A 22,079-nucleotide genomic window follows, 5' to 3' on the forward strand; every position below is an offset into this window, starting at 1 on the left:
AGTATAAGAATCAATAGTCCATAATAATTCATCATTAACTATTGACTTTTGACTAACTCATTATTGTACCTATGCTGAATAGACATCTACTGAAATTAAATATGCGTTATCAAGATTCCTTGTAGAGACATAGCACTACTACATCTCTACATTTTTTCAGGATTCACGTAGTGCGCCGGAGGCGTTCGCTCAAAGGACTGTGTTTGGATGCTAAACGCGCTCTCCCAGCAGCAGCCCATTCTTGAAGTTGCTGAATTTGCTCTACGGCAGTTCGTGCTAAAGGTATGATCTGACTAGCTGCTTCTAGAATATCGTCGGTAGCAAAGTCGCGGTTTTGGCTAAATCCAATATGCATCGCTTCAATTAAAGTTTGTTCAATCTCGGCCCCAGAAAAATCGGGCGTTTCATAAGCTAACCTTTCGATGTCATAACTTTTCAAGTTATGGGGGCGCAGTCGGGATAAATGAACATCATAAATTGCTTTTCTCTCTTCTTGGGTAGGCAAACCCACGAAGAAAATTTCATCAAATCGCCCTTTACGGAGCATTTCTGGCGGTAAGGCTTGAATATCATTGGCGGTGGCAACGACAAACACGGGTGAGCTTTTTTCGGCTAGCCAGGTAATAAAAGTACCAAATACACGGCTGGCTGTTCCAGCATCACCTTTGCTACCAAGTCCGGCAAAGGCTTTATCTATTTCATCAATCCACAAAATACAAGGAGCAAGGGCTTCAGCTACTTGGATCATTTGACGAGTTCGAGATTCTGATTCACCCACCAAACCACCAAATAACCTGCCGACATCCAAACGTAGCAAAGGTAAATGCCAGTGGTGAGCGATCGCTTTTGCCGTTAATGATTTACCAGTCCCCTGAATACCCACCAACATTAAACCACGAGGGTGTGGTAATCCGTACTGTCGCGCTCTATCAGTAAACGAACCTCCCCGGCGAATCAGCCAGTCTTTCAAGTTATCTAGTCCGCCAATATCAGAAATTTGCTCAGTGGCAGGGTAGAAGTCCAAGATTTGGGTTTGGCGGATAGTTTGGCGCTTTTCTTCCAAAACCAGATCCACGTCTTCTGGTCGCAATTCTCCGTGGGTAGCGATCGCTTTTGCCAGAACCCGGCGAATCCGTTCCATCGAAAGTCCTTGACAAGAGCGCACCAAATCATCTAAAACTTTTCCAGAAAGGGAGTTAGCAGTACTTTGTAGTAAGCGATCTACCTCAGTTTTAATTTCTGGGGCGGCGGGTAAGGGAAACTCGACGACTGTCAACACTTCGGTTAAGTCGTCAGGGATGGCGATGCGCGGTGACAGTAGGACAATATTTTTTGGTTGCGACTTGAGGAGTCGGGACAGGTTGCGGAGTTTACGGGCGATCGCTACATCATCCAAAAAGCGATGATAATCTCGTAAAATCAATACCGCAGGTGCGGAAGCTGGTAATTTTTCGATAAATTCTAAAGCTTGCAACGGGTTACGTCGCCCAAAGCCAACATCATTGGGGTTTCCTTGGTAGCCATCGACAAAATCCCAAGTATATACTGGGCGATTACCCTGCTTGGTTGCTTCTTCCCGGATAGCTGCTTCTACCCGCTCCTCTTCGTATGTGGGAATATAAATCAAAGGGTAGCGGGCGCGTAGCAGCAGCTTAAACTCTTCACGGAAGTTCATAATATAGCTGTGGTTATTTGTTCTTCTCTCATTGTTCAGGTTTGTATCACCTCTAACAACTAAAAACGAATAACACTAAAGAATCTTCAGTTAGCCAAAATCTTACTTAGCGCCCTCGCTTGCTAAAAACTAAAGTTCAGCGACTTCATAGCGTAAATCAAGCTTAGTTTTTTCTCAATAGTCTAGCTTTACATGATGTATTAAAAATTATGAGAAAATCTCAATTTTGAAAGATAATTTAATTTTTCTTTTACACCATTTTAGCTTTACTACGCCATTAGGGACGTTAAATACTCTAGAGATATATTTTTTACAATAATTAATTGCGCCGTAATACAGCAAACGGCGCATGAAATACCTATCCCGGAAGTTGTTTTTTCAGTGCTTCCAGAGAAGCCCAACGGTGATCGACTGGAGTTTCAGGAATATCAGAACTATCAACTGTACTACTTACAGGAATACCTGGACAATTGCGATCGCATAATTGGCGCTGGGGTATTGCCAAACACATTTGCTCATATAGCCATTCGCTGGGATGAAAATAACCATCAGGCGGTAAGCTTTCTAGCAAATCTTCCATAACCACTTCCCTTTCTAAAGGCAAGTCATTTAGCTGATTTGCAGTTTCGTCTAACCAGATGATTTCCTTTGTATCAACCCCTAAACGGCGATTGTATTGCTGCAAGCAACGGTTGCAGGTACAAGTAATAATTGTTTCTGCCTGACCTGACACTTGCAGGTAATTGCCATGATGTTGCACACGCACATGACCGCGAACTGGTGTTAACGTTTCTAGACCAGGCAGAAATTCTTCAACTTGAACTTCCTCTGTTCGCTCCGATGCTCTGGTTAGCTGCGGAATATAAATTGCGTCCATAGGATTTGTGAGACATCCTCACTAAAATTTATCGTAATTACCAGTAATTACACTGATATTGAATGTTTATTTTATCTCTTAATAACAAGAGAAGTTTTGAAATTATATTATAGTTATGAGTTTTCAATTAACTCTAAACTCATAACTCCAAACTCCTAACTCCTTCCAACGAAGCTGGACAGACAACCAGATGACGATGTGGCTCTTTACCGCGACTGAAGGTTTCTAAATCTCCAAATTCCTTCAAGAAGGTATGAACTTGACGCCGTTCAGCAGAACTAAGAGATTTGATTTCCACTTCTCTACCAGAAAAGCGCACTTCATCGGCTGCTGCTTCTGCTAATGCGCGAATTTCGGCTTCTCTTTTGACCCGGTAGCCATTTAACTCAGTGGTGTAAGAGGCTTGTTCTTCCGGGGATTGGCTAAGGTTTAGAACCGAATTTACTAGATACTGAATCGCATCTAACACAGAACCATCAGCACCAATTAATAGCTGGATTTGTTCTGATGTCAAATTGGTTTGGTCAATAGTCAACCAGTAGTTATCTGGTTCTGGGGAATCACCATCTTGAGATTGAGCAGTTTTTAAATCACCCTGAATCTCAGCAGGTATTCCAGTGAGTTCCAGCAGAGTTTTTAACCACTGCTGACCTCGCTGCATCGGAATGTCACTCATGATCCCCCTGTCGCCTTTTTCTTAGGACTTTTTGGTTCAAACGGTAATGCTTTTTGTTCTGTGACTACTGCTTCTTTCTCCTGGGTTTCTACAATTTTTTGCAGTTCCTCCGGTAGAGGTTCGCGGGAGAGAAGATAAGTTTGTGCAGTCTGGAAAATATTACCAATCACCATATACATCAGTACCCCAGCAGGTAAAGGGAAGAACAAAAACATCCCAGAAAAGATGACGGGGGTGATTTTGTTAACTGTATCCTGCTGTGGATTGCCGCCGCTGGAATTTTGCCCGGAAAGCATTTGGCTAACATAAAGGCTGATTCCAAAGAAGACGATCATGGCGACAATATCCCAGTGGATTGTGCCATCTGCATCTTGTGCGCCAACCCTGCCCAAAGCATCAATGAATAAAAAGCCTTTTTCTGCTGCCAATCCAGGAATTGTACCTTGAATGGTGACATCTCCCGGTTGCAAGGCTTCTACATTGCCTTGGGGATCAATTTTTATCCTATCTTCACCTTTAGTAATTTTCCAATCAGGAATCAGCTTATTTTCTGGATGTTCAGCTAAAAGCACCTGAAATGGTTTACCTGCAACAGTCTGATACTGTATCTTGGTTTGTTCTCCTACCGCCAGTTTGTTTCCGCTAGGAATAATCGCAGCTACTTTAACGTGTTCTCCATCTGCAACGTAAATATTTTGAGGAGCAGTGGCAAAGGCTTGCGGTTGAATTTGTTCGATTTGTTCTGCGGGAAGAATTTGCAGGTTAACGCTATAGTTCGCACTTGCAAAAGGCGAACCCCGCAAAGTGGCAAACAGCGCTAACAAAACTGGCATTTGCACTAGTAATGGAAAACAGCCTGCCAAAGGGTTGCCAAATTCCTTCTGGACATTAACCATTTCCTCCTGCTGCTTTTGCGGTTCATCCTTATAGCGCTCTTTAATTTCTGCCATCCGCTTTTGCATCAGAGGTTGTACAATTCGCATTTTCCGCATGTTGCGAATTGAGCCAGCACTCAGGGGATAGAGCGCAAAGCGGACTATCAAGGTCAAAGCAACGATCGCTAATCCGTAGCTAGGCACAATACCATAGAAAAAATCTATGATTGGCAGCATCACGTTGTTCGAGAGAAAGCCGATACCAAAATCCATTATTCTGAATTCAACCTGAGGTACTGTAAACTGAATCTAAGTTTATCTAAATCACGATCTGTCGGCGACTATCTCTCGCTACGGATAGCCGCACATTATAAATGGGGCATTGGCCAAACAGGGCATTGGGCAATAAATAGTTTTTCTTCCCCTGCTTCCTCTGCTCCTACTTCCATCACTTATTGGCAGTGCCGCTAAATTCAGGATTTTTTGCAGCAATTCTTTCGTTAATGTAGTCATAGACTTCCCGAAACTTGGGAATTGCGCGCAATTCGAGACGACTGCCGTTTTTTAGAGTAATGGCCATATCTCCCCAAAAGCCAATGCCACGAGGAACTTTGACGATTTTGACAATTTCGGAATAAATTACGTCAGTGCGATCGCGCCCCTGCCAACCTCCGGTAACAGTAATTCGGCGATCGGTGATGCGGAAACGCAGCCACAATGCCCTGACAATTGCCCCGACTGCTAATGGTAGCCCGACAATGGTTAACCCAATCAGCAGGTTGACAATTAAATCCCCAACATGGGGGCCACCTTCATAATAAACATCTTCACGAATTCCCATCGAACACCTCAGCTTGTGCCAACAACTGCTCTAATTCTTGCAGAAATTGTGGGCTTACGCACTTAGATTCTGCTGCTGTGGGTTTAACAATAAATACTAGCCGCCATCCTGGTGATAATTTTGGCAGCAAATTGTATAAAGCAGCAGTAATTTGCCGTTTGATTCGGTTACGAACCACTGCCCTTTTACTGACTTTTGTGCTAATCGAAATGCCAATCCGCGTGCTGGCAAGATGTGCTGAGTCAATTGCTTGTGTAGTCTGGGTGGCAGTGTTTAAAAGAAGTTTTGTTGAACATAACGGCTTTAAGGCTCTCAATGTTAAATAAGAGCCATGACGCCGAATTCCTTCTCGGAAAACTGCCTGGAAATCCTTTCGGGATTTTAGCCGATTTGCTTTGGGCAAAGCCACAGATGCTCTTTATCGCTTGATATGCTCTAAACGCTCAGACGGTGACGTCCTTTTTTTCTTCTGGCGCTAATCACGTTTCTGCCGTCTGGTGTCCGCATCCTAGCGCGAAAACCAGAAGTTCTTTTTCTCTTACGACTAGTGCCGCCCAGTGTTCTTTTCATATTGTTCTCCCCTTAGGTGATTTTTATAAAAACTCACAATCTCTAATCGTATCACTTTATTAGGGAATTGCAAATTGGCAATTGGGCAAACAGAGCATTGGGCAAGGTTATTTTCTTTGTCCCCTGTCCCCTTGTCCCCGTATCCCCACTCTTAACTAATGCTCAAAATCCATGTTCCCATGTAACGCAGTAGTGGTACATCCCCAGGGGAGAGCACCTGGCAGTTAAAATAGTAAACTCCGCCGAACGATGGGTTTTTCACGTTAGATAACACTACTTCAACTGCACTACCTGCTGGCACTGGCTCTTGAGGAAAAATATTAATCAGTTTACCTTCTTTGTCCCACTTCACCTCAGAAAGCGGAACTGCTTTGCCTTTGACTCGGACTTCAATTTTTTTCTGGTCAAAAGTTCCTTTGTAATAATCAGGGTAGGTAATGGCAAATTGACCAACTGCCAATTTCATTCTTTTGGCTGGAATCTTTAATATGTATCGGTCCCAACCATTAGCTTGTCCACCAAAATCTAACCGGAAGGGTAGCTGATTTTCTTGTTTGACGCCGCTAAAGAGCGTAAATCCAGGTAAGCTTTGCGCCAAAGTTAAGGCTGGTAATCCAGTAACCAAAAAGCTAGTCACGGCTAAAGCAGAAAGTAAACGTCGCATAATTAGGCTTCCTCTACCAAAATATAAATCTGTTATCTAAAATAACTGTGTGTTAGTATTCTTTACTAAACTTTACTACTGGCTTCCTAACAATGGACGTTTAATTTCCAAAAAAAGTGTCGTCCTACCTGAAGTTTAGGCAACAGCATAATCACTTAGTAACAAAGTAAACATATATCTAAGTGACTTCATTACCCTTATGTAGCCCTGATTTGATTACCAAGTTGGTCAAATTTACACTAAATATAAACACAGTTGGGGTTGGATTGTGTTTCTAAATATGTATAAGTGTATCTAAATTTGAGAATTTTGTTATAAAATTTGATCCATGTCATCAGCGATCGCCAGTTAACATGGGCTAAATTGATTAAAATAAGTTGGAATCGCAATCGTAATTATTAAAATTTGATTGGGAAATTATAAAGCTTTAAAAATTCGGTCAATATTACTCTATAAGAAAGGAATACCAATATTTCTCAATCCCGAAAACAAGCTAAAGATAAAGATGCAAAATTTGGGAATCAATTTAGGATGTGCAATACGTAACCCTGTTTGCAACTATCTGAAAATATGACATCTGCGAGCGGCAAAGCAGAAAGTCCGATCGGAGGTTCCCTCCGCTCAGAACTTTACAAAAAAATCAGGCTTTGTCTGGAGAGCTAAGAGTGGGAGAAGAAAGATTCAAGGTTCAATCTACAAGTAAAATTCATGGCTGATGTTCCTGCCTAATTACTATGAGCGCGGAACACCCCTCGTCTGGACAATCGCTTACGTAGCAGAGATTAGGTATTTATCTTCAGGAGATTTCATGAGAATAGCAGTTGCTAAAGAAATTGAAGTTTGTGAACGTCGTGTGGCATTAATTCCTGACACCGTTGCCCGATTGGTAAAACAAGGTTTAGAAGTGTGGGTAGAAGCGGGTGCAGGAGAGCGATCATTTTTTGGCGATTCTGACTATGAAGCCGCAGGAGCCACAATCATCAGCGATACTGCCAAATTATGGGGTGAAACAGATATTCTGCTGAAAGTAAGTCCACCGCAAGAACGAGAAGATGGACGCTCAGAAATTGATTTGTTAAAGGAAGGGGCTGTTTTAGTCAGTTTCCTCAATCCCTTGGGAAATCCTGTTGTGGCGCAACAACTAGCAAATCGGAAAGTCACAGCTTTGAGTATGGAGATGATCCCCCGTACCACCAGGGCGCAAAGTATGGATGCTTTGTCTTCGCAAGCTTCATTAGCCGGTTACAAAGCAGTATTAATTGCCGCCGCAGCGTTACCGAAATACTTTCCGATGTTAACCACAGCCGCAGGCACGATCGCCCCAGCGAAAGTATTTATTATGGGCGCTGGTGTCGCCGGATTGCAAGCGATCGCCACCGCTAGACGTTTGGGAGCAGTAGTAGAAGCCTTTGATATTCGTCCCGCCGTCAAAGAAGAAGTGCAAAGCTTAGGGGCAAAATTCGTTGAAGTCAAATTAGACGAAGAAACCGTTGCTGCTGGCGGTTACGCCAAGGAAATTTCTGAGGCTAGCAAACAACGTACCCAAGAAGTTGTCGCCGAACACGTCAAAAATTCTGATGTGGTAATTACCACCGCCCAAGTTCCTGGGAGACAAGCACCACGGCTGGTTACAGAAGAAATGGTGGCACAAATGAAACCAGGTTCAGTGATTGTGGATTTGGCTGCTGATCAGGGTGGTAACTGCGCCTGCACAGAACCCGGTAAAGATATTGTGTGGAATGGTGTAACAATTATCGGCCCCATCAATCTCCCCTCATCGATGCCAATTCACGCCAGCCAATTGTATGCCAAGAACGTAACATCGTTGATGCAATTGCTAATTAAAGACAAAGCTTTACAGGTAGACTTTAGCGACGACATCGTTGATGCAGCTTGCGTTACCCACGCTGGTGAAATTCGCAATCAACGAGTGCGGGATGCACTACAAGCATCGAATACTCAACAACCGGCGGTTAATTAGGGACTGAAGATTAGGGACTGAAGATTAGGGACTAGGGACTAAGAAATAGATACTTAGCAATACTTTCTCAGTACCCAATACACCAATACCCAATCCCCAGTACCCAATCCCCAGTACCCAATACCCATTCCTAAAAGGAGTTTTGATTTCATGACAGAGGCATTACTTGCTGCTTTGTTTGTATTTGTTTTGGCATCTTTTATTGGCTTTGAAGTTATCAACAAAATACCACCGACTCTCCACACACCCCTAATGTCAGGCTCAAATGCAATTTCTGGCATTTCGGTACTTGGGGCAATAGTGGCCTCAGGTGCTAGAGACACAAGTGTGTCAGTGATTCTCGGTTTAATTGCTGTAATACTAGCTACAGTCAACGTTGTAGGTGGCTTTCTAGTCACAGATAGAATGCTGCAAATGTTCAAGAAAAAGGAGATTAAGGCGTGAGCGACTTTTTACCAACTGGCATTCAGCTGACATATCTAGTCGCTGCATCCTTATTCATTTTTGGTTTGAAAAAGCTGGGTTCACCAGCTACAGCGCGAAACGGTAATGTGGTTGCATCTGTGGGAATGCTGCTGGCAATTGTAGCGACAATGCTAGATCGGCACGTGTTGAACTACGAGATGATATTGTTGGGCTTGGCGATTGGATCGGGAATTGGGGCGATCGTTGCCTATAAAGTCCAAATGACGGAAATGCCCCAAATGGTGGGCTTACTCAACGGTTTAGGTGGTGCGGCTTCAGCATTAGTCGCTGTTGCCGAATTCTGGCGATTATTGGATTCTGGCGCACCCGTACCCTTAGATGTGAACATTTCCATGCTATTGGACGTGTTAATCGGTGGCGTTACCTTCACAGGTAGTTTTTTAGCCTTTGCTAAATTGCAAGGTTTAATTAGCGGTTCTCCGATTACATTTCCTTTCCAGCAACCATTTAACCTGTTGCTTCTGGGTGCTTATTTGGTAGGCAGTGCCTATCTAATCATCACACCAGATAGCTTACCTATATTCTTAGGAGTGGTAGCTGTTTCCTTAGTGCTGGGTGTGATGTTCGTCATCCCCATTGGTGGCGGCGATATGCCGGTGGTAATTTCACTGTTGAACTCGTTGTCAGGTGTGGCGGCGGCGGCTGCTGGTTTCGTGGTGATGAACAATATGTTAATCATCGCTGGGGCTTTGGTAGGAGCATCTGGCTTAATCCTCACCGAAATTATGTGTAAGGCAATGAACCGCTCTCTCTTCAGTGTGTTGTTCAGTGCTTTTGGTACAGGATCTACTTCTGGTGGTGCTGCTGCTGGTGGTGGTGCAACTGATCAAACTGTCCGCAGTATCGATCCCGAAGAAGGGGCGATGATGTTGGGTTATGCCCGTTCTGTGGTAATTGTACCTGGTTATGGTATGGCAGTTGCCCAAGCGCAACATAGTGTCCGGGAATTGTCAGATCAGTTAGAAAAAATGGGCGTTGATGTCAAGTATGCCATTCACCCTGTTGCTGGGAGAATGCCGGGACACATGAATGTGTTGCTAGCAGAGGCAAATGTGGCTTATACCCAGTTGTACGACATGGATGATATTAATCCCCAGTTTGAACAAGCGGATGTGGCTTTGGTAATTGGGGCAAATGATGTGGTAAATCCGGCGGCGCGGAGTGATACAAATAGCCCAATTTATGGTATGCCGATTTTGGAAGTAGATCGGGCGAAGCAGACAATTGTAATTAAGCGCGGGATGAGTACGGGTTTTGCCGGTGTAGATAATGAGTTGTTCTACAAGGATAAAACTACGATGCTTTTCGGTAGTGCGAAAGATATGGTGGCGAAGTTGGTTTCGGAAGTGAAGCAACTTTAACGAACCGCAGAGAGAGGCGCGAAGGAAGAATTTAGAGAGTTAGCTTGCCTTGGGGTGTGATATTCCCAAGGCAAATTTTTTAATTATAAAAATATTATCTAAGTGAATATTCCATAGGACTTCGGTTTGATTAATGAAAAGTTTTTTAAATAAAAGCTTTACTTAACAAATATTTTCGTCTAAGTATGCTTTTAAAAATAAAATAGGAGTTCTATATTATATAATAAGTATCTTTATTAAATAAGGATGATTACATGACTTACAACCATCTTCCTCATTCCCTTTTTGGCGAAAAGCTCAATCAAGAACCATGTTCATTATTTGGCCCTCTCCCTATGAATTCATCACAACAACTGAAGCAAGAGACAGAACAAATAACTAAAGAGGAAGCAAGTAAAAGAGAAAAATGGTTGCGTCAATTTTTAGTAGAAGAAAAGAAAATAAGACAAAACCAAAACGATATTTTACTACAGCAAGATAATTCTTCTACACATCGTGCGTACTTAGCTGCAAAAGCTATTACAGGCAAAAGCACTTTCGGCTGATATTACTTCCTCAGTGTTCTCTACGCCTCTGCGGTTCGTTAAAAAGAGCGATCGCCTCAAAAATCTCTACAGTGCGATCGCTCTGCAATATAATTAAGACTACGGTGTAACACTGCGCGGATCAACAACTACAATCGCAGAAAAACGTTTAAAGTCATCAATATTAAATGTAAGTAGATGTGTAATCTGGTGTGTTATCATCGCTGCAACTAAACGTGCATCATGCACCTGTTTTCCCATGACTTGGTATTTAACAATTAGAGATTCCCACTCACCAAAAATAGCAGGTGTATCAAGGTGTAGTATAAATATTTTTTTGAGTTTATCAGTTTCTTCTACTGCTTGAGCCGTGGATAAACCTAAACCATTACTATTAATTGGTCTTGTCGCAACAGCCCAAAACTCAATGAGATTCTGTGGAATTATATATAATAATTCCCCTTGTCTCTTGAGCATCAATATAGCTCTTTGAGTATCAAAGTGCATTGGGCTATTCTTCTGCACCAAACGCAGCAAAATATTAGTATCCACCAAATAGCTCATAACATTTCATCTTCTCTGGTGTAAATACTCTCTCGACTAATTGCTTCATCTGAAAGTGCTGGTGCTAAAGAAAAAGCAGGACTATTTATTAAATCTGTTAATATAGCTTCCCATTCTTCTTGAGTTGATACTTGATAAAAAAAACTTTCTTCATGGCTGGTTAAACTGTTTTCAATCAGAGATGCAAGATAAGCTTCTACCGATAAACCTTGTGCAGCAGCTTCAGCAATGAGACGAGCCTCTATTTCTGGTTTCAATTGTAGCTGTATGGTCATTTGTCGTCTCCTAATTCCCTGAGTTGTAGAAGTCTTCATCTGGATAATCGCAAAAGTCTTCTCCCTCTAAGTCTGAGAATATATTTAATTCACTACCAAATGCATAATCTGCAATAGCTGTCATTGCGGCTAGTGTTAATTGGCATTTTTGCTCATCTTTGGTAAGTGAGTGTTTTTCTTTAAGAACCAATTGTAGGGCTGATTCAGCTATCTTTAGGCGATCGCTTATGCTCAGGTTTGCGAGTGCTTGGAGAATTTCTTTAGTTACCATATTAATTCATAGAGCAACTTATATTACTAATGGTAGTGAAATTATGATCAGCGATCGCCTGCAAAATCTCCATTGTGCGATCGCTTGCTTTTTATTGAAACGTGATCGCCTCTTCTTCCTTTGTGTCTTAGTCTGTTTGTACTTCGTTAATAAATATGGTAACTGAGATAAACCAGTTGTAAGACGCGAAAACGTAGTGATGTTATACAAAACACCCCACTCTACATTAGCCTTAGCCAAAGTAAAATAAGGTGCTTTTTTTATTAGTAATTAAGCAGACTTGAAAATTAATCCAATGACTTACTAGCTTTACTTAAAAGCTTACCTAATCTTTGAATTGGCCCCTTAAATCCCCTTGGGGCTTCAGTTGCAGCTTGTTGAGTTTGTTCGCCCAGTTTCGTTAGCACCTCGGCAAAGTCAGCACCTTTGGCGGTTTTGCGCTTCAAGAGTTGCTTAAGTTCTTTAAGTCCATTAGCAACTTCTTGGAGATTCTCGTTTTCAGACTTATGCAATAAGCTGTACCACGTATCAATCGCACCTTGCGCCGCCTCAGGTTCAATTTTAGTCAAGTCTCCTTCAAGGGTTTCTATTACTGATTCTATGTCTTCAATCTGTTCGCGGTCTTCTGCCTTACCTAGTGAAACACCTATATTGCGAAGTTGCTTACCCAACTTCTGTAACGGAGTTTTTAGTTCCTTATCAGTATCAGAAGCAACATTGCCTGTTTGCTCACCAATTTCAGTTAACACTTCACCAATTTCATGACCTGTGGCCTTACCACTTTTGACCAGTTGCTTGAGTTGCTTGAGGTTATCGGCAATTTCTTTGATTTCTGGCTCTTTTACTTTGTGTAAATAAGTATACCACTCATCGATTAAGCCAGTAGCAGTTTCGCTATCAAGAGCAGTCAAGTCTCCTTCTAGTGCAGAAAGAAGCGAATCTAAATCCAAGTTATCAGCTTTATCAGCTTTTTTAGCTGCTGTGCTTTCTTTCTTGGCAGAAGTTTCCCCTTGTTTACTATTGGATTTTTGTTGAGAACTCATGGTGTAATTTCCGTAACAAAACTAAATAAGTGTACAGGTATCACTTTATAAAGACTCTACGGAATTGCCCTCATTCTTAGGTAAGACTTACGGACTATATAAATCTATAATTATATATATTAATAAAAATCAAACTTTTCAGACCTTTTAGTGAAAGCCCAACAACAAGTAGTATTCACTTTTTCTGTAAGCTATCCAACAGAGTAACTGTTCTCGAAGCTAAGGGCTGATTGTAGCATAGGTGTAAAAGTGCTAATAAATATTTCTACCTTTGAGCGAAATATAAAAAAATTATCGTCGTCTGATAGTGCTGTGTTGGGCTTGGAATTTTTCTAGCTAACTCATAGTTTGCTCGGAATTTGGATACAAAACTCAGAGCCGTTACCAAATTCAGAAACATACTTGAGTTGGCCGCCGTGTTTTTCTACAATAATTTGATAACTAATAGATAGACCTAAACCAGTGCCTTGACCAGGTTGTTTGGTGGTAAAGAAAGGTTCAAAAATACGCGATCGCACAGTCTCTAGAATCCCACAACCATTGTCAGCAATCCAAATCAAAACAGTATTCTCTTCTATGATTTCTGTACGTATGCAAATTTTAGGATTCTCAATTATTTTTCCACTAGTTACTGAGTTTTCCAATGCATCGATCGCATTGTTGAGAATATTCATAAAAACCTGATTCATCTGGGCTGCATAGCAGACTACTGGAGGCAATTCACCATATTGCTTAACTACCTCAATAGCAAAAGAATTAGTTTGTGGTTGCAGTCGATGTTGTAAAATTAGCAAAGTACTATCAATACCTTCATGAAGGTCAACGGGCTTCATTCCTGTTTCGTCAAGTCGAGAAAAATTTCGTAACGACAAGACTAATTGAGAGATCCGCTCTGCCCCCATCTTCATTGAAGTCAAAATTTTGGGCAAGTCATCACTAATAAAATCTAAATCCACTGCTGTTGTTTGCTTTTGAATTTCTCCTGTTACTACAGGATACTGTTTCTGATAAAGGTGCAGTAATTTAAATAAATTTTCGGTATGTTCAGTAACATAAGTGATGTTGCCATAAATGAAACTAATCGGGTTATTAATTTCATGTGCTACACCAGCAACTAACTGTCCTAGTCCTGCCATTTTCTCACTTTGAATTAACTGGCTCTGAGTATCCTGTAATTCTTTAAGAGTCTGGGTCAACTCTTCTTTTTGACATTGAGTTTGTTCGAGTAATTCCGCTTGTTGAAGTCCTACCCCTAACTGAGTACCGATTTGCATCAGCAAATCTACCTCATCTTCTTGCCAATCACGGGGTTTAATATTTTGATAAGCTGCTAGTAATCCCCAAAGTTTCTCACCCTGAAAAATCGGCACAATCATATATGCCCTAGCCTCCATTCGTTCAATTAAGGCAACATAAGGAATAGAATCATCTGTGCTGTAAATATCCTTAATGACCAGAGTTTTACCATTAGCAAAGTCTCCTACTTGGTTTTTTTGCAAGTAATCATCTGAGGCAGCTACGCCTGTCGTAGACATCGCAGATACAATTTTCTTTACTGGTCTCCAACCTTGAGCTAAAGACTCAGCAACAAATTCGCCACTCCAATCAGCTCGGAATTGATAGATTGTCACTCGGTCAACTTCTAATAACCGTCGGACTTCTTCTGTACTAGTAGCAAAAATGGTGTCAATATCAAGAGAGTGGCGGATTTTCTCTACGGTTGCAGCCAGGGCCTTCTCCCTTTCGGCTGCTTTCCGTTCTCGTTCGGCGGCTTGAGCCAGTTTTTGAGCTTGCACCTGCATCTGTGTCAAGGATTCAGCTTGCTGTAATGCTACTCCCAATTGAACGCCAACTTGTGCTAGCAAGTTGATTTCTTCATCTTGCCAATAACGAGGCTGGGAGTTTTGATAAGCTACTAACAATCCCCAGAGTTTTTCGCCTTGAGAAATTGGTACAAAAACTTCATTACGTGCATACTTACTTGCTTGTTTCCCTTGCACAAGAGCGCGTTCTGTCACTGGCTGCGGCTTAATCATTGGTGTCCAGCCATCAACGATGGAATCAGCCACAAATTCCCCACTCCAATCAGGATAGAAGCGATAAATTGCGACTCGTTCTACTTCTAATAGCCGACGAACTTCTTGAGTAGTGGTTTTAAAGATAGCTTCAATATCAAGTGAGTGACGAATTTTTTCTACGGTGTGCGCCAACGCCCTTTGCCTTTCAGCAGCTTTACTGATGTCTGCTGCTTGGATTTGCATTTGTTGGATAAATTCTGCTTGCTGCAAAGCCACACCTAGTTGGGTGCCCACTTGAGTAAGCAAGTAAACTTCATCTTTTTGCCAATCACGAGATCCAGCATTTTGGTACGCTGCTAGCATGCCCCAGAGCTTCTGACCGTGGTAAATGGCAACGATCGCATAAGCTCTTGCTTGATATATCTCTAAAATTTTAATGTAGCAGTCACTAAAACCTGAATTGTAAATATCATTACAAATTCGGTACACTTCACTCTGACTGAAGTTACCACCTTCTGTATCTTGTAAATAGGTATCAGCGACTGGGGGTTTAGCTAAATCTCTAGCGCTACATTCGCTGACGTTCTCTTTCAATTCCGGCCGTTGCGACTGTCTCTCTATGAGATAAACCCAACCCTCTGCCACTGATTCAAACACAAATTCACCACTCCAATCAAGATTGAAGCGATAAATAGCTACGCGATCGGCATTTAGCAGCTGCCTAAGTTCTGCGGTGGTTGTGTGGAAAATGCTTTCCAAATCGAGGGACTGACGAATTTTCTCAATGGTAATGGCTACAGTTTTCTGCCATAGGGCTGCTTTTTCTCTGGCTTTTGCTTGTGCTAGTTCTGCTGATTGTAGTTTGACTTGTTCAAGGAAATCTGATTGCTGTAAAGCAACTGCTAGATGTTCGGCGATTAATTGCACAAACTCAATTTCTGATGCTTCCCATTGTCGAGGATTACCACACTGATGAATACACAACAATCCCCATAAATCTTTACCTTTGATCAAGGGGGCAGTTATATTGGCACGTACTTGGAATTTTTCTAGAATCTGGATGTAGCAATCACTAGCATTAACTTGATAAATATCAGCTATTGCTCTAATCCGACCTTGCTGATACAATTGGGCGAACTCTTCACTAAAGCAGTGGTCGCGCAGTTTAGCTGTTAATGCTGAATCCCATTCTGTTGCCACATCTTCGTAGATAAATTCTCCTTCCCAGGCCAAATCAGGATAAAAACGAAACACGCTAACCCGATCGGTTTTCAGAAGTTGGCGGACTTCAGTAACTGTAATTTTAAAGATAGTTTCTATGTCTAGAGACTCCCGAATGCGGGCAATAACTCCAGATAAGGCTTTTTGTTGTTCATTCTGACGCAAAGAGAGTGTCACGTCTGAATAAGATTCTTGCCGTTCGGAATTTGGTTGTATGGGTTGAGTAGTAGAGGAGTTTTCCATTCCCAGTGGGACTTTAAATATTGAAAGTCTTCTATTTCATAATTCCCGTTGCGATCGCAAAGGTAACAGTTATTTCTTGGGAATGTCATACAAAATAGTATAGGGACACGATAGTATCGCGTCCCTACAAAAATATTTTTCAATCAAAATAAAATTATCGCCGCTTGGGAGTGGCGCTGCGGGTGGTGCGTTTGTCTTCATCTCGGCGACGGCGATCGCGCCAATCTGCCAGGGTCAAATAACCAATACCACCGGTGACTACTACGAGCAGCACTACAGCAAATAAAGCCAAAATACTCAAGAATGGACTTTCCACCATGCCTCTACAGTCCGTTACGTCCCCACACTACCATTGCAATTGACCAAGTGAACACAACTAACAACGATACCCAACCTAGTGTCAAAATCTCCATAGTCCCAGTTTTAAAATAATTACAAAAGGTTTCTAATATTTATCATACAGGGATTGGGCAAGCTGAGATTTTTTTATCATGACATTGTAAGTTTTGCCTGCGATGTCTACAACGGGCTGTACGGTGACGCAAAAAAGACACCGAACAAATTTTCTTGATCCGCTAGTAGTCTAAGCAATGATAAAAAAGTAGCGATCGCGCTTTCTAACTTAATACTTTGGGAATACTAGGGCTATGCGTATATAGTTGCAATCCAGCAACCCCTAATATTATGCCGACATTTTTCAACTATCCTTTCCACTCCAACGGTTTCGTTCCCCACGGACATTGTTATCTGTGGCAAACTGGATTAGTTTCGCTCCACATTATTTCTGATGCCACGATCGCTCTTGCCTATTATTCTATTCCCTTTTTACTGATTTACTTTATTTCCAAGCGTAAAGACGTTCCTTTCAATGGAGTCTTTTTGTTATTTGGTGCTTTTATCATTGCCTGCGGTACTGGACACTTGATGGATATTTGGACGCTTTGGCATCCAAACTATTGGATTGCAGGTGGTTTAAAAGCTCTAACTGCCATTATTTCGATATATACGGCATTTGCGTTATTTTTTCTCATGCCTCAAGCTCTAACGCTACCCAGCCCAGCCCAGTTAGAAGCCATCAATCGCGTTCTTTCAACTGAAATTGTCGAGCGTAAGCGTATCGAGAAAGACCTACGTTTTGCAGAGGAAGCTGCTCAAAACTCCAACCAAGCCAAGAGTGAATTTCTTGCCAATATGAGTCATGAACTACGTACACCTCTTAACGGCATCTTGGGCTATACACAAATTCTCCAACGTACAGAATCTCTGAGTGAAAAAGGACGTAAAGGAGTCAGCATCATTTATCAATGTGGTTCTCATCTTTTAACCCTAATTAATGATGTGCTGGATCTCTCCAAAATAGAAGCCCGAAAACTAGATTTGTATGCTGTTGATTTCTACTTGCCTGCCTTTATAGATAGCGTAGCTGAAATTTGCCGCATCCGAGCAGAACAAAAGGTGATCGCATTTTACATTGAACTCGATCCTGATTTGCCAACGGGTATTCATGCTGATGAAAAACGCTTGCGGCAAGTACTCATTAACTTGCTTAGTAATGCCATTAAATTCACTCATCAAGGCAGTGTCACCTTCAAAGTTAAGGTCGTTGCTCAACAATTAAATACCAATGGACAAACTAACTACAAAATTCGCTTTGAGGTGGTAGATACCGGCACGGGTATAAGCCCTGAACAAGCCGATAAAATCTTCCAGCCCTTTGAGCAAGTAGGAAATCAAAAACGACAATCTGAAGGTACAGGCTTGGGATTAGCAATCAGCCAAAAAATTGTTTTATTAATGGGTGGTCAAATTCAGGTGCAAAGTACTTTAAGCAAAGGAAGTACTTTCTGGTTCGAGGCAGAATTACCAGAATCTAAAGACTGGGCAAAGGTTTCTAGAGTGGTTGAGCAAGGAACGATTATTGGTTATCAAGGACAAAGGCGCACCATTTTGATTGCAGATGACAAATGGGAAAATCGATCGGTAATTGTAAATTTACTAGAGCCTGTTGGATTTACTGTGGTAGAAGCTAGCCAGGGTCAGGAAGCATGGGAACAGACTCTAGCCCACAAACCAGATATGGTTATCACTGACCTCGTGATGCCTATTTTGACTGGATTTGAGTTGATCGAGCGTTTGCGTCAGCCTGGGCCATTTAAAGAAATTGCGATCATCGCTTCTTCAGCTAGCGTGTTTGCAATCGACCAGCACAAGAGTATTGATGTCGGTGCAGATGCATTTCTACCAAAGCCTGTAGAAGCTGAGACGCTGCTGGAAATGCTACGACAATTTTTGCATCTAGAATGGATTTTTGATGTTAAGGTAGACGCAATCAAAAAAACCTCTACAGGTAGTTTTGATCGACAAAATGAGGAGATGATTTATCCTGCTAAAGAGGTTTTACAAGAGTTACTCGAACTGACAGAAGACGGCGATATTCAAAAAATATTGGAACTGGCTGAGGAACTTTCTACATCCGATCGGCAGTTAAGCATTTTTGTCCAGCAAATCGTCCAGCTTGCTAGTAATTTCCAACTCAAACGCTTGGAAAGTTTGATTCAAGAATACATAGATCAATTGGAGTAAAATTTTAATTTTTAATTCATCATGAACAAAATTCAAAATGACGGATTTATTTTGATTGTGGATGATAATCCGACAAATTTATCTGTCGTGTGTGAAGCACTTAATAGTGAGGGTTTTCGTTTCCGGGTTGCAGTCGATGGAGAAAGTGCGATCGCTCAAATCGAACGCAATCATCCAGAGTTGATTTTACTGGATGTACAAATGCCCGGTATTGACGGATTTGAAACTTGTCGCCGACTCAAAGCTAATCCTGCTACCCAAAATATTCCGATTATTTTCACCACAGCCTTAGCAGATACAGAGAGCAAAACGAAGGGATTTTCCCTTGGCGCAGTAGACTATATCCCTAAACCGTTTGCCCAAGAAGAAGTTATTGCCAGAGTGCGCGTACATTTACAACTCAAACAATTGACTGAATCTTTGGAACAACAAGTTAGCGATCGCACCAAGGCTTTGCAAAAAGCCCAAGTCCAACTAGTGCAGCAAGAGAAACTATCAACACTCGGAGAGCTAATCGCTGGTATTGGTCATGAAATTAATAACCCGATCAACTTTATTTCCAGCAATATTCCACCCTTGCAAGAACATATTGCAGGAGTAACCAAGTTGTTCCTACTATATGAACAAGAGTATCCCAACCCAACAGCCAAAATTACCAATGCCATTGAGGACTTGGATCTGAACTTTGTTCTCGAAGATATAGTAAAAATCTTAAATTCACTCCAGCTAGGAAGTGAACGAATTAGAAACCTTTCTAATTCACTCCGCAACTTCTGTCGCTCAGACAGGGATGCCAAAATATCTGCTGATTTACATCAAGGACTAGATAGCACATTAATGATTTTGCAACACCGCCTCAATGCTAATGGCGATCGCTCTCGCATTGAAGTTATTAAAAGTTATGGAGAATTACCACTGGTTCGCTGCTATCTAGGGGAAATGAATCAAGTATTTATGAACATTCTGGCAAATGCAGTTGATGCCCTTGATGAAGCTATAATGCAAGGCAAAATCAACAATCTAAGTCCTCAGATTAAAATTACCACAGAAATAGATTCTGAACAATTGATTATAATTCGGATTGCTGATAATGGAATTGGTATTCCTGAACGGCTTAAAAAACGCTTGTTTGAGCCGTTGTTTACTACAAAAACCGTTGATAAAGGTACTGGACTTGGCTTGTCGATTGCATATCAAATAGTTGTAGAGAAACACAAAGGCATTTTAGATGTGAATTCTCAACCTGGCATTGGAACCGAGTTTATCATCAAAATTCCCACATAAAAACAATATTTAATTGATTACAAAACTGCTCTAGCATTTATCATATTGGAGACTAGGAAAAAGTTTTTCCAATACCCAATACCGAATTTATATATAGAGTGAACCCAACTTTAGATCCTCAATTAATGGCAGAACGCCTAGAATCCCTGAAGGCTGGAATAATTGGGGGATTATCTGTGTGTTTCGCTTTTGCGATCGCCAGTCTGTTAAATACTCTAGTACTAGCAACGTATTTTCAGACACTTATATGTCTGCAAAGCGATCTTAACTGGCGCTTGTGGGTAAGTGGTGCAGTTGCTACTTTTATTGGTTTCCTATTTGGTGTCACCTACCGCTATATCATCCGCTCCGATAAAAATCCCCAACTCAAAGCTGGTGGCGTGTTAGCCTTTGGCTTGGTGCGCGGATTAACTCAGATAGAATTTGGGTGGAATCACAGCACAATTTGGCCTTTTTTGGTGTTGGCGGCAGAAAGTTTGTTATGGTTTGCACTGGCTGCGATCGCTCTTGATATCGCTATTCAATTGGGTTTGGTTAAACCTTTTTCATCAATCTAAATTCCTGTGGTCTTACAGCTACCTGTAAGCCTATACAGAAGGTTGTGGTTCAAATAAATGAAAAAAACAAAGCTACTGTAAACATGAAGTTTTTGTAGTACAATGTATACAGTTTAACTACAAAAAAATATAATTTTCAACGTAAAGTATAAAGTATTACTAGTATTAATTATCAATCTAATATGAATAATAAAAGCTCCCACTATTATCTGATAGTCGATTTGGAAGCCACGTGCTGTAACAGTAAAACTATTCCCCGTCACGAAATGGAAATAATTGAAATCGGTGCAGTGATGCTCAATCGAACAACGTGGGAAATTGATTCAGAGTTTCAGCAATTCATCCAACCAGTGAGACATCCGCAACTGACAGGTTTTTGCACCGAATTGACTAGTATTCGGCAGCTAGATGTTGACGAAGCACCCAATTTTTTAGAAGCAATTTCTCGCTTTAAAGAATGGATTAATTTATTTCCCAACTATATTTTTTGTTCTTGGGGTAGTTACGATAAAAAGCAATTTATTCAAGATTGTGCGTTTCATAATTTTCCTTATCCTTTTACTTCAGAACATATAAATATCAAAGAGAAATTTTCAGAATATCTTGGCGTATCTAAAAGATTTGGAATGGCGCAGGCTCTCAATGAGTTGGGGATAGAATTAAAAGGTACACATCATCGTGGCATTGATGATGCCCGCAACATTGCAGCTATTTACAGACAGATGAAAAAAAACTAAGCGAAAATAGTTTGGTTTTATTCTGCCGACCTACTTAGTTAATAACTTTTTTGTTACCCCTTCAGCTAAACCATCTTTAACATGAATGATCCGATTAGTTTGCTCGGCTACATCCGGTTCATGGGTAACAATGACAATCGTGATGCCTTGAGTGTTTAACTCAGTCAACAAATCCATTACTTCCTGGGAGGTTTCACTGTCTAACGCTCCAGTGGGTTCGTCTGCTAGAACAAGTGCAGGGCGATTAACCAGGGCACGGGCAATCGCTACTCGCTGTTGCTGTCCACCAGACATCTGGTTAGGACGGTTTAACATTCGCTCTGCCAAGCCAACACGAGTTAAAGCTGACTGTGCGCGTTTTCTGCGTTCCGATTTGGGAACACCTGCATAGACCATTGGCAGCATCACGTTTTCTAAAGCCGTAGAACGAGCCAGCAAATTAAACTGCTGAAATACAAAACCGATGCGGCGATTGCGGATATATGCCAATTCATCATCGGTTAGCGTCGTCAAATTTCTACCTTCTAAAACATAATGTCCAGAAGTGGGGCGATCGAGGCAACCAATGATGTTCATCAGCGTAGACTTGCCCGAACCAGACATCCCCATGATTGAAACGTATTCGCCTTCCTCAATCGACAAGTCAATACCCTTTAGTATGGGAACCTCGACTTCTCCAAGACGATACGTTTTCTGAATTTCTTCCATCCAAATCATCGTTGCCATATTAGTAATTCTCTACTTCAAAAATGT

At 41.5% G+C, this 22,079-nt stretch carries 24 protein-coding genes; 8 read left to right on the forward strand and 16 right to left on the reverse strand.

Translation table 11 applies throughout. From position 1 onward, the window contains the following. Positions 1-163: 163 nt before the first annotated feature. The 8 genes from V7K79_RS27675 to V7K79_RS27710 all read right to left on the reverse strand — a co-directional run bounded on the left by V7K79_RS27675 (position 164) and on the right by V7K79_RS27710 (position 6,178). Positions 164-1,675 carry an AAA family ATPase gene (locus tag V7K79_RS27675; protein ID WP_335052412.1) on the reverse strand — a complete coding sequence of 504 codons (1,512 nt, stop codon included), beginning with the start codon at positions 1,673-1,675 and terminating at the stop codon, positions 164-166. Positions 1,676-2,033: 358 nt separating this feature from the next. After that, positions 2,034-2,552 carry a YceD family protein gene (locus V7K79_RS27680; RefSeq protein WP_335052414.1) on the reverse strand — a complete coding sequence of 173 codons (519 nt, stop codon included), beginning with the start codon at positions 2,550-2,552 and terminating at the stop codon, positions 2,034-2,036. Positions 2,553-2,691: 139 nt separating this feature from the next. Then, entirely contained in the window at positions 2,692-3,228 is a 537-nt protein-coding gene (locus tag V7K79_RS27685; RefSeq protein WP_335052416.1) for a Jag family protein, read from the reverse strand. After that, positions 3,225-4,376, reverse strand: a complete 1,152-nt coding sequence (gene yidC / locus V7K79_RS27690; RefSeq protein ID WP_335052418.1) for a membrane protein insertase YidC — start codon at positions 4,374-4,376, stop codon at positions 3,225-3,227. Before yidC ends, V7K79_RS27685 begins: the two co-directional genes overlap by 4 nt. Before the next feature lie 175 nt (positions 4,377-4,551). Then, the gene (locus tag V7K79_RS27695; RefSeq protein ID WP_322670947.1) at positions 4,552-4,944 is read right to left on the reverse strand and encodes a PH domain-containing protein; all 393 of its coding nucleotides are present in this window, start codon (positions 4,942-4,944) and stop codon (positions 4,552-4,554) included. Then, the gene (rnpA, locus tag V7K79_RS27700) at positions 4,931-5,353 is read right to left on the reverse strand and encodes a ribonuclease P protein component (RefSeq protein ID WP_335052421.1); all 423 of its coding nucleotides are present in this window, start codon (positions 5,351-5,353) and stop codon (positions 4,931-4,933) included. The genes V7K79_RS27695 and rnpA overlap by 14 nt, the downstream gene beginning before the upstream one ends. 26 nt (positions 5,354-5,379) lie before the next feature. Further along, entirely contained in the window at positions 5,380-5,514 is a 135-nt protein-coding gene (gene rpmH, locus V7K79_RS27705) for a 50S ribosomal protein L34 (protein ID WP_099102484.1), read from the reverse strand. A 151-nt stretch (positions 5,515-5,665) separates the two neighbouring features. After that, on the reverse strand, positions 5,666-6,178 hold the full coding sequence (locus V7K79_RS27710) for a DUF2808 domain-containing protein (protein WP_289798079.1): 513 nt from the start codon (positions 6,176-6,178) through the stop codon (positions 5,666-5,668). Positions 6,179-6,986: 808 nt separating this feature from the next. Between V7K79_RS27710 and V7K79_RS27715 the strand changes: the two genes are divergently transcribed. The 4 genes from V7K79_RS27715 to V7K79_RS27730 all read left to right on the forward strand — a co-directional run bounded on the left by V7K79_RS27715 (position 6,987) and on the right by V7K79_RS27730 (position 10,551). After that, a complete protein-coding gene (locus V7K79_RS27715; protein WP_335052423.1) occupies positions 6,987-8,159 on the forward strand; it encodes a Re/Si-specific NAD(P)(+) transhydrogenase subunit alpha in 1,173 nt (390 codons plus the stop codon). 150 nt (positions 8,160-8,309) lie between these two features. Further along, positions 8,310-8,603 (forward strand): NAD(P) transhydrogenase subunit alpha, encoded by a 294-nt coding sequence (locus V7K79_RS27720; RefSeq protein WP_335052425.1) that lies wholly within the window; start codon positions 8,310-8,312, stop codon positions 8,601-8,603. Next, positions 8,600-10,006 carry an NAD(P)(+) transhydrogenase (Re/Si-specific) subunit beta gene (locus V7K79_RS27725; RefSeq protein ID WP_335052427.1) on the forward strand — a complete coding sequence of 469 codons (1,407 nt, stop codon included), beginning with the start codon at positions 8,600-8,602 and terminating at the stop codon, positions 10,004-10,006. Before V7K79_RS27720 ends, V7K79_RS27725 begins: the two co-directional genes overlap by 4 nt. 254 nt (positions 10,007-10,260) lie before the next feature. Beyond that, positions 10,261-10,551 (forward strand): hypothetical protein, encoded by a 291-nt coding sequence (locus V7K79_RS27730; RefSeq protein WP_335052429.1) that lies wholly within the window; start codon positions 10,261-10,263, stop codon positions 10,549-10,551. A 99-nt stretch (positions 10,552-10,650) separates the two neighbouring features. Here the strand turns inward: V7K79_RS27730 and V7K79_RS27735 are convergent, their stop codons facing one another. From V7K79_RS27735 to petN, 7 genes are all read right to left on the reverse strand, one after another. Next, on the reverse strand, positions 10,651-11,094 hold the full coding sequence (locus V7K79_RS27735; RefSeq protein WP_335052431.1) for a type II toxin-antitoxin system VapC family toxin: 444 nt from the start codon (positions 11,092-11,094) through the stop codon (positions 10,651-10,653). Continuing rightward, the gene (locus V7K79_RS27740) at positions 11,091-11,369 is read right to left on the reverse strand and encodes a hypothetical protein (protein ID WP_334918045.1); all 279 of its coding nucleotides are present in this window, start codon (positions 11,367-11,369) and stop codon (positions 11,091-11,093) included. Before V7K79_RS27740 ends, V7K79_RS27735 begins: the two co-directional genes overlap by 4 nt. A 10-nt stretch (positions 11,370-11,379) precedes the next feature. Further along, a complete protein-coding gene (locus V7K79_RS27745) occupies positions 11,380-11,640 on the reverse strand; it encodes a hypothetical protein (protein ID WP_335052434.1) in 261 nt (86 codons plus the stop codon). 287 nt (positions 11,641-11,927) lie between these two features. Then, positions 11,928-12,683, reverse strand: coding sequence for a hypothetical protein (locus V7K79_RS27750; protein WP_335052436.1), 756 nt, complete (start codon positions 12,681-12,683; stop codon positions 11,928-11,930). Between the two features lie 341 nt (positions 12,684-13,024). Continuing rightward, positions 13,025-16,165 (reverse strand): GAF domain-containing sensor histidine kinase, encoded by a 3,141-nt coding sequence (locus V7K79_RS27755; RefSeq protein ID WP_335052438.1) that lies wholly within the window; start codon positions 16,163-16,165, stop codon positions 13,025-13,027. 154 nt (positions 16,166-16,319) lie between these two features. Then, positions 16,320-16,484 (reverse strand): hypothetical protein, encoded by a 165-nt coding sequence (locus V7K79_RS27760; RefSeq protein ID WP_335052520.1) that lies wholly within the window; start codon positions 16,482-16,484, stop codon positions 16,320-16,322. Positions 16,485-16,488: 4 nt separating this feature from the next. After that, entirely contained in the window at positions 16,489-16,578 is a 90-nt protein-coding gene (gene petN, locus V7K79_RS27765) for a cytochrome b6-f complex subunit PetN (RefSeq protein WP_012408302.1), read from the reverse strand. Between the two features lie 271 nt (positions 16,579-16,849). On the opposite strand from petN, the gene V7K79_RS27770 reads away from it, so the two are divergent. From V7K79_RS27770 to V7K79_RS27785, 4 genes are all read left to right on the forward strand, one after another. Then, a complete protein-coding gene (locus V7K79_RS27770) occupies positions 16,850-18,748 on the forward strand; it encodes an ATP-binding protein (protein ID WP_335052440.1) in 1,899 nt (632 codons plus the stop codon). 21 nt (positions 18,749-18,769) lie between these two features. Then, entirely contained in the window at positions 18,770-20,032 is a 1,263-nt protein-coding gene (locus V7K79_RS27775; RefSeq protein ID WP_335052442.1) for a sensor histidine kinase, read from the forward strand. Between the two features lie 125 nt (positions 20,033-20,157). After that, positions 20,158-20,589, forward strand: a complete 432-nt coding sequence (locus V7K79_RS27780) for a hypothetical protein (RefSeq protein WP_335052518.1) — start codon at positions 20,158-20,160, stop codon at positions 20,587-20,589. 182 nt (positions 20,590-20,771) lie between these two features. After that, entirely contained in the window at positions 20,772-21,326 is a 555-nt protein-coding gene (locus tag V7K79_RS27785; RefSeq protein ID WP_335052444.1) for a 3'-5' exonuclease, read from the forward strand. A 30-nt stretch (positions 21,327-21,356) separates the two neighbouring features. On the opposite strand, the gene V7K79_RS27790 is transcribed toward V7K79_RS27785, so the two are convergent. Next, complete coding sequence (locus V7K79_RS27790) at positions 21,357-22,052, reverse strand: ABC transporter ATP-binding protein (RefSeq protein ID WP_335052446.1); 696 nt, start codon at positions 22,050-22,052, stop codon at positions 21,357-21,359. Positions 22,053-22,079 lie beyond the last annotated feature (27 nt).

This window comes from Nostoc sp., from assembly GCF_036917575.1.
In the GTDB taxonomy this organism is placed as follows: domain Bacteria; phylum Cyanobacteriota; class Cyanobacteriia; order Cyanobacteriales; family Nostocaceae; genus Nostoc.

Bases quoted from the DNA above. Each gene is read 5' to 3' on its own strand.
- V7K79_RS27785 (WP_335052444.1), top strand. From the start codon at position 20,772: ATGAATAATAAAAGCTCCCACTATTATCTGATAGTCGATTTGGAAGCC.
- V7K79_RS27760 (WP_335052520.1), bottom strand. From the start codon at position 16,484: ATGGTGGAAAGTCCATTCTTGAGTATTTTGGCTTTATTTGCTGTAGTG.
- rpmH (WP_099102484.1), bottom strand. From the start codon at position 5,514: ATGAAAAGAACACTGGGCGGCACTAGTCGTAAGAGAAAAAGAACTTCT.
- V7K79_RS27735 (WP_335052431.1), bottom strand. From the start codon at position 11,094: ATGAGCTATTTGGTGGATACTAATATTTTGCTGCGTTTGGTGCAGAAG.
- V7K79_RS27750 (WP_335052436.1), bottom strand. From the start codon at position 12,683: ATGAGTTCTCAACAAAAATCCAATAGTAAACAAGGGGAAACTTCTGCC.
- V7K79_RS27780 (WP_335052518.1), top strand. From the start codon at position 20,158: ATGGCAGAACGCCTAGAATCCCTGAAGGCTGGAATAATTGGGGGATTA.
- V7K79_RS27775 (WP_335052442.1), top strand. From the start codon at position 18,770: ATGAACAAAATTCAAAATGACGGATTTATTTTGATTGTGGATGATAAT.
- V7K79_RS27740 (WP_334918045.1), bottom strand. From the start codon at position 11,369: ATGACCATACAGCTACAATTGAAACCAGAAATAGAGGCTCGTCTCATT.
- petN (WP_012408302.1), bottom strand. From the start codon at position 16,578: ATGGAGATTTTGACACTAGGTTGGGTATCGTTGTTAGTTGTGTTCACT.
- V7K79_RS27675 (WP_335052412.1), bottom strand. From the start codon at position 1,675: ATGAACTTCCGTGAAGAGTTTAAGCTGCTGCTACGCGCCCGCTACCCT.
- V7K79_RS27770 (WP_335052440.1), top strand. From the start codon at position 16,850: ATGCCGACATTTTTCAACTATCCTTTCCACTCCAACGGTTTCGTTCCC.
- V7K79_RS27730 (WP_335052429.1), top strand. From the start codon at position 10,261: ATGACTTACAACCATCTTCCTCATTCCCTTTTTGGCGAAAAGCTCAAT.
- V7K79_RS27755 (WP_335052438.1), bottom strand. From the start codon at position 16,165: ATGGAAAACTCCTCTACTACTCAACCCATACAACCAAATTCCGAACGG.
- V7K79_RS27685 (WP_335052416.1), bottom strand. From the start codon at position 3,228: ATGAGTGACATTCCGATGCAGCGAGGTCAGCAGTGGTTAAAAACTCTG.
- yidC (WP_335052418.1), bottom strand. From the start codon at position 4,376: ATGGATTTTGGTATCGGCTTTCTCTCGAACAACGTGATGCTGCCAATC.
- V7K79_RS27715 (WP_335052423.1), top strand. From the start codon at position 6,987: ATGAGAATAGCAGTTGCTAAAGAAATTGAAGTTTGTGAACGTCGTGTG.
- V7K79_RS27695 (WP_322670947.1), bottom strand. From the start codon at position 4,944: ATGGGAATTCGTGAAGATGTTTATTATGAAGGTGGCCCCCATGTTGGG.
- V7K79_RS27710 (WP_289798079.1), bottom strand. From the start codon at position 6,178: ATGCGACGTTTACTTTCTGCTTTAGCCGTGACTAGCTTTTTGGTTACT.
- V7K79_RS27745 (WP_335052434.1), bottom strand. From the start codon at position 11,640: ATGGTAACTAAAGAAATTCTCCAAGCACTCGCAAACCTGAGCATAAGC.
- V7K79_RS27720 (WP_335052425.1), top strand. From the start codon at position 8,310: ATGACAGAGGCATTACTTGCTGCTTTGTTTGTATTTGTTTTGGCATCT.
- V7K79_RS27680 (WP_335052414.1), bottom strand. From the start codon at position 2,552: ATGGACGCAATTTATATTCCGCAGCTAACCAGAGCATCGGAGCGAACA.
- V7K79_RS27790 (WP_335052446.1), bottom strand. From the start codon at position 22,052: ATGGCAACGATGATTTGGATGGAAGAAATTCAGAAAACGTATCGTCTT.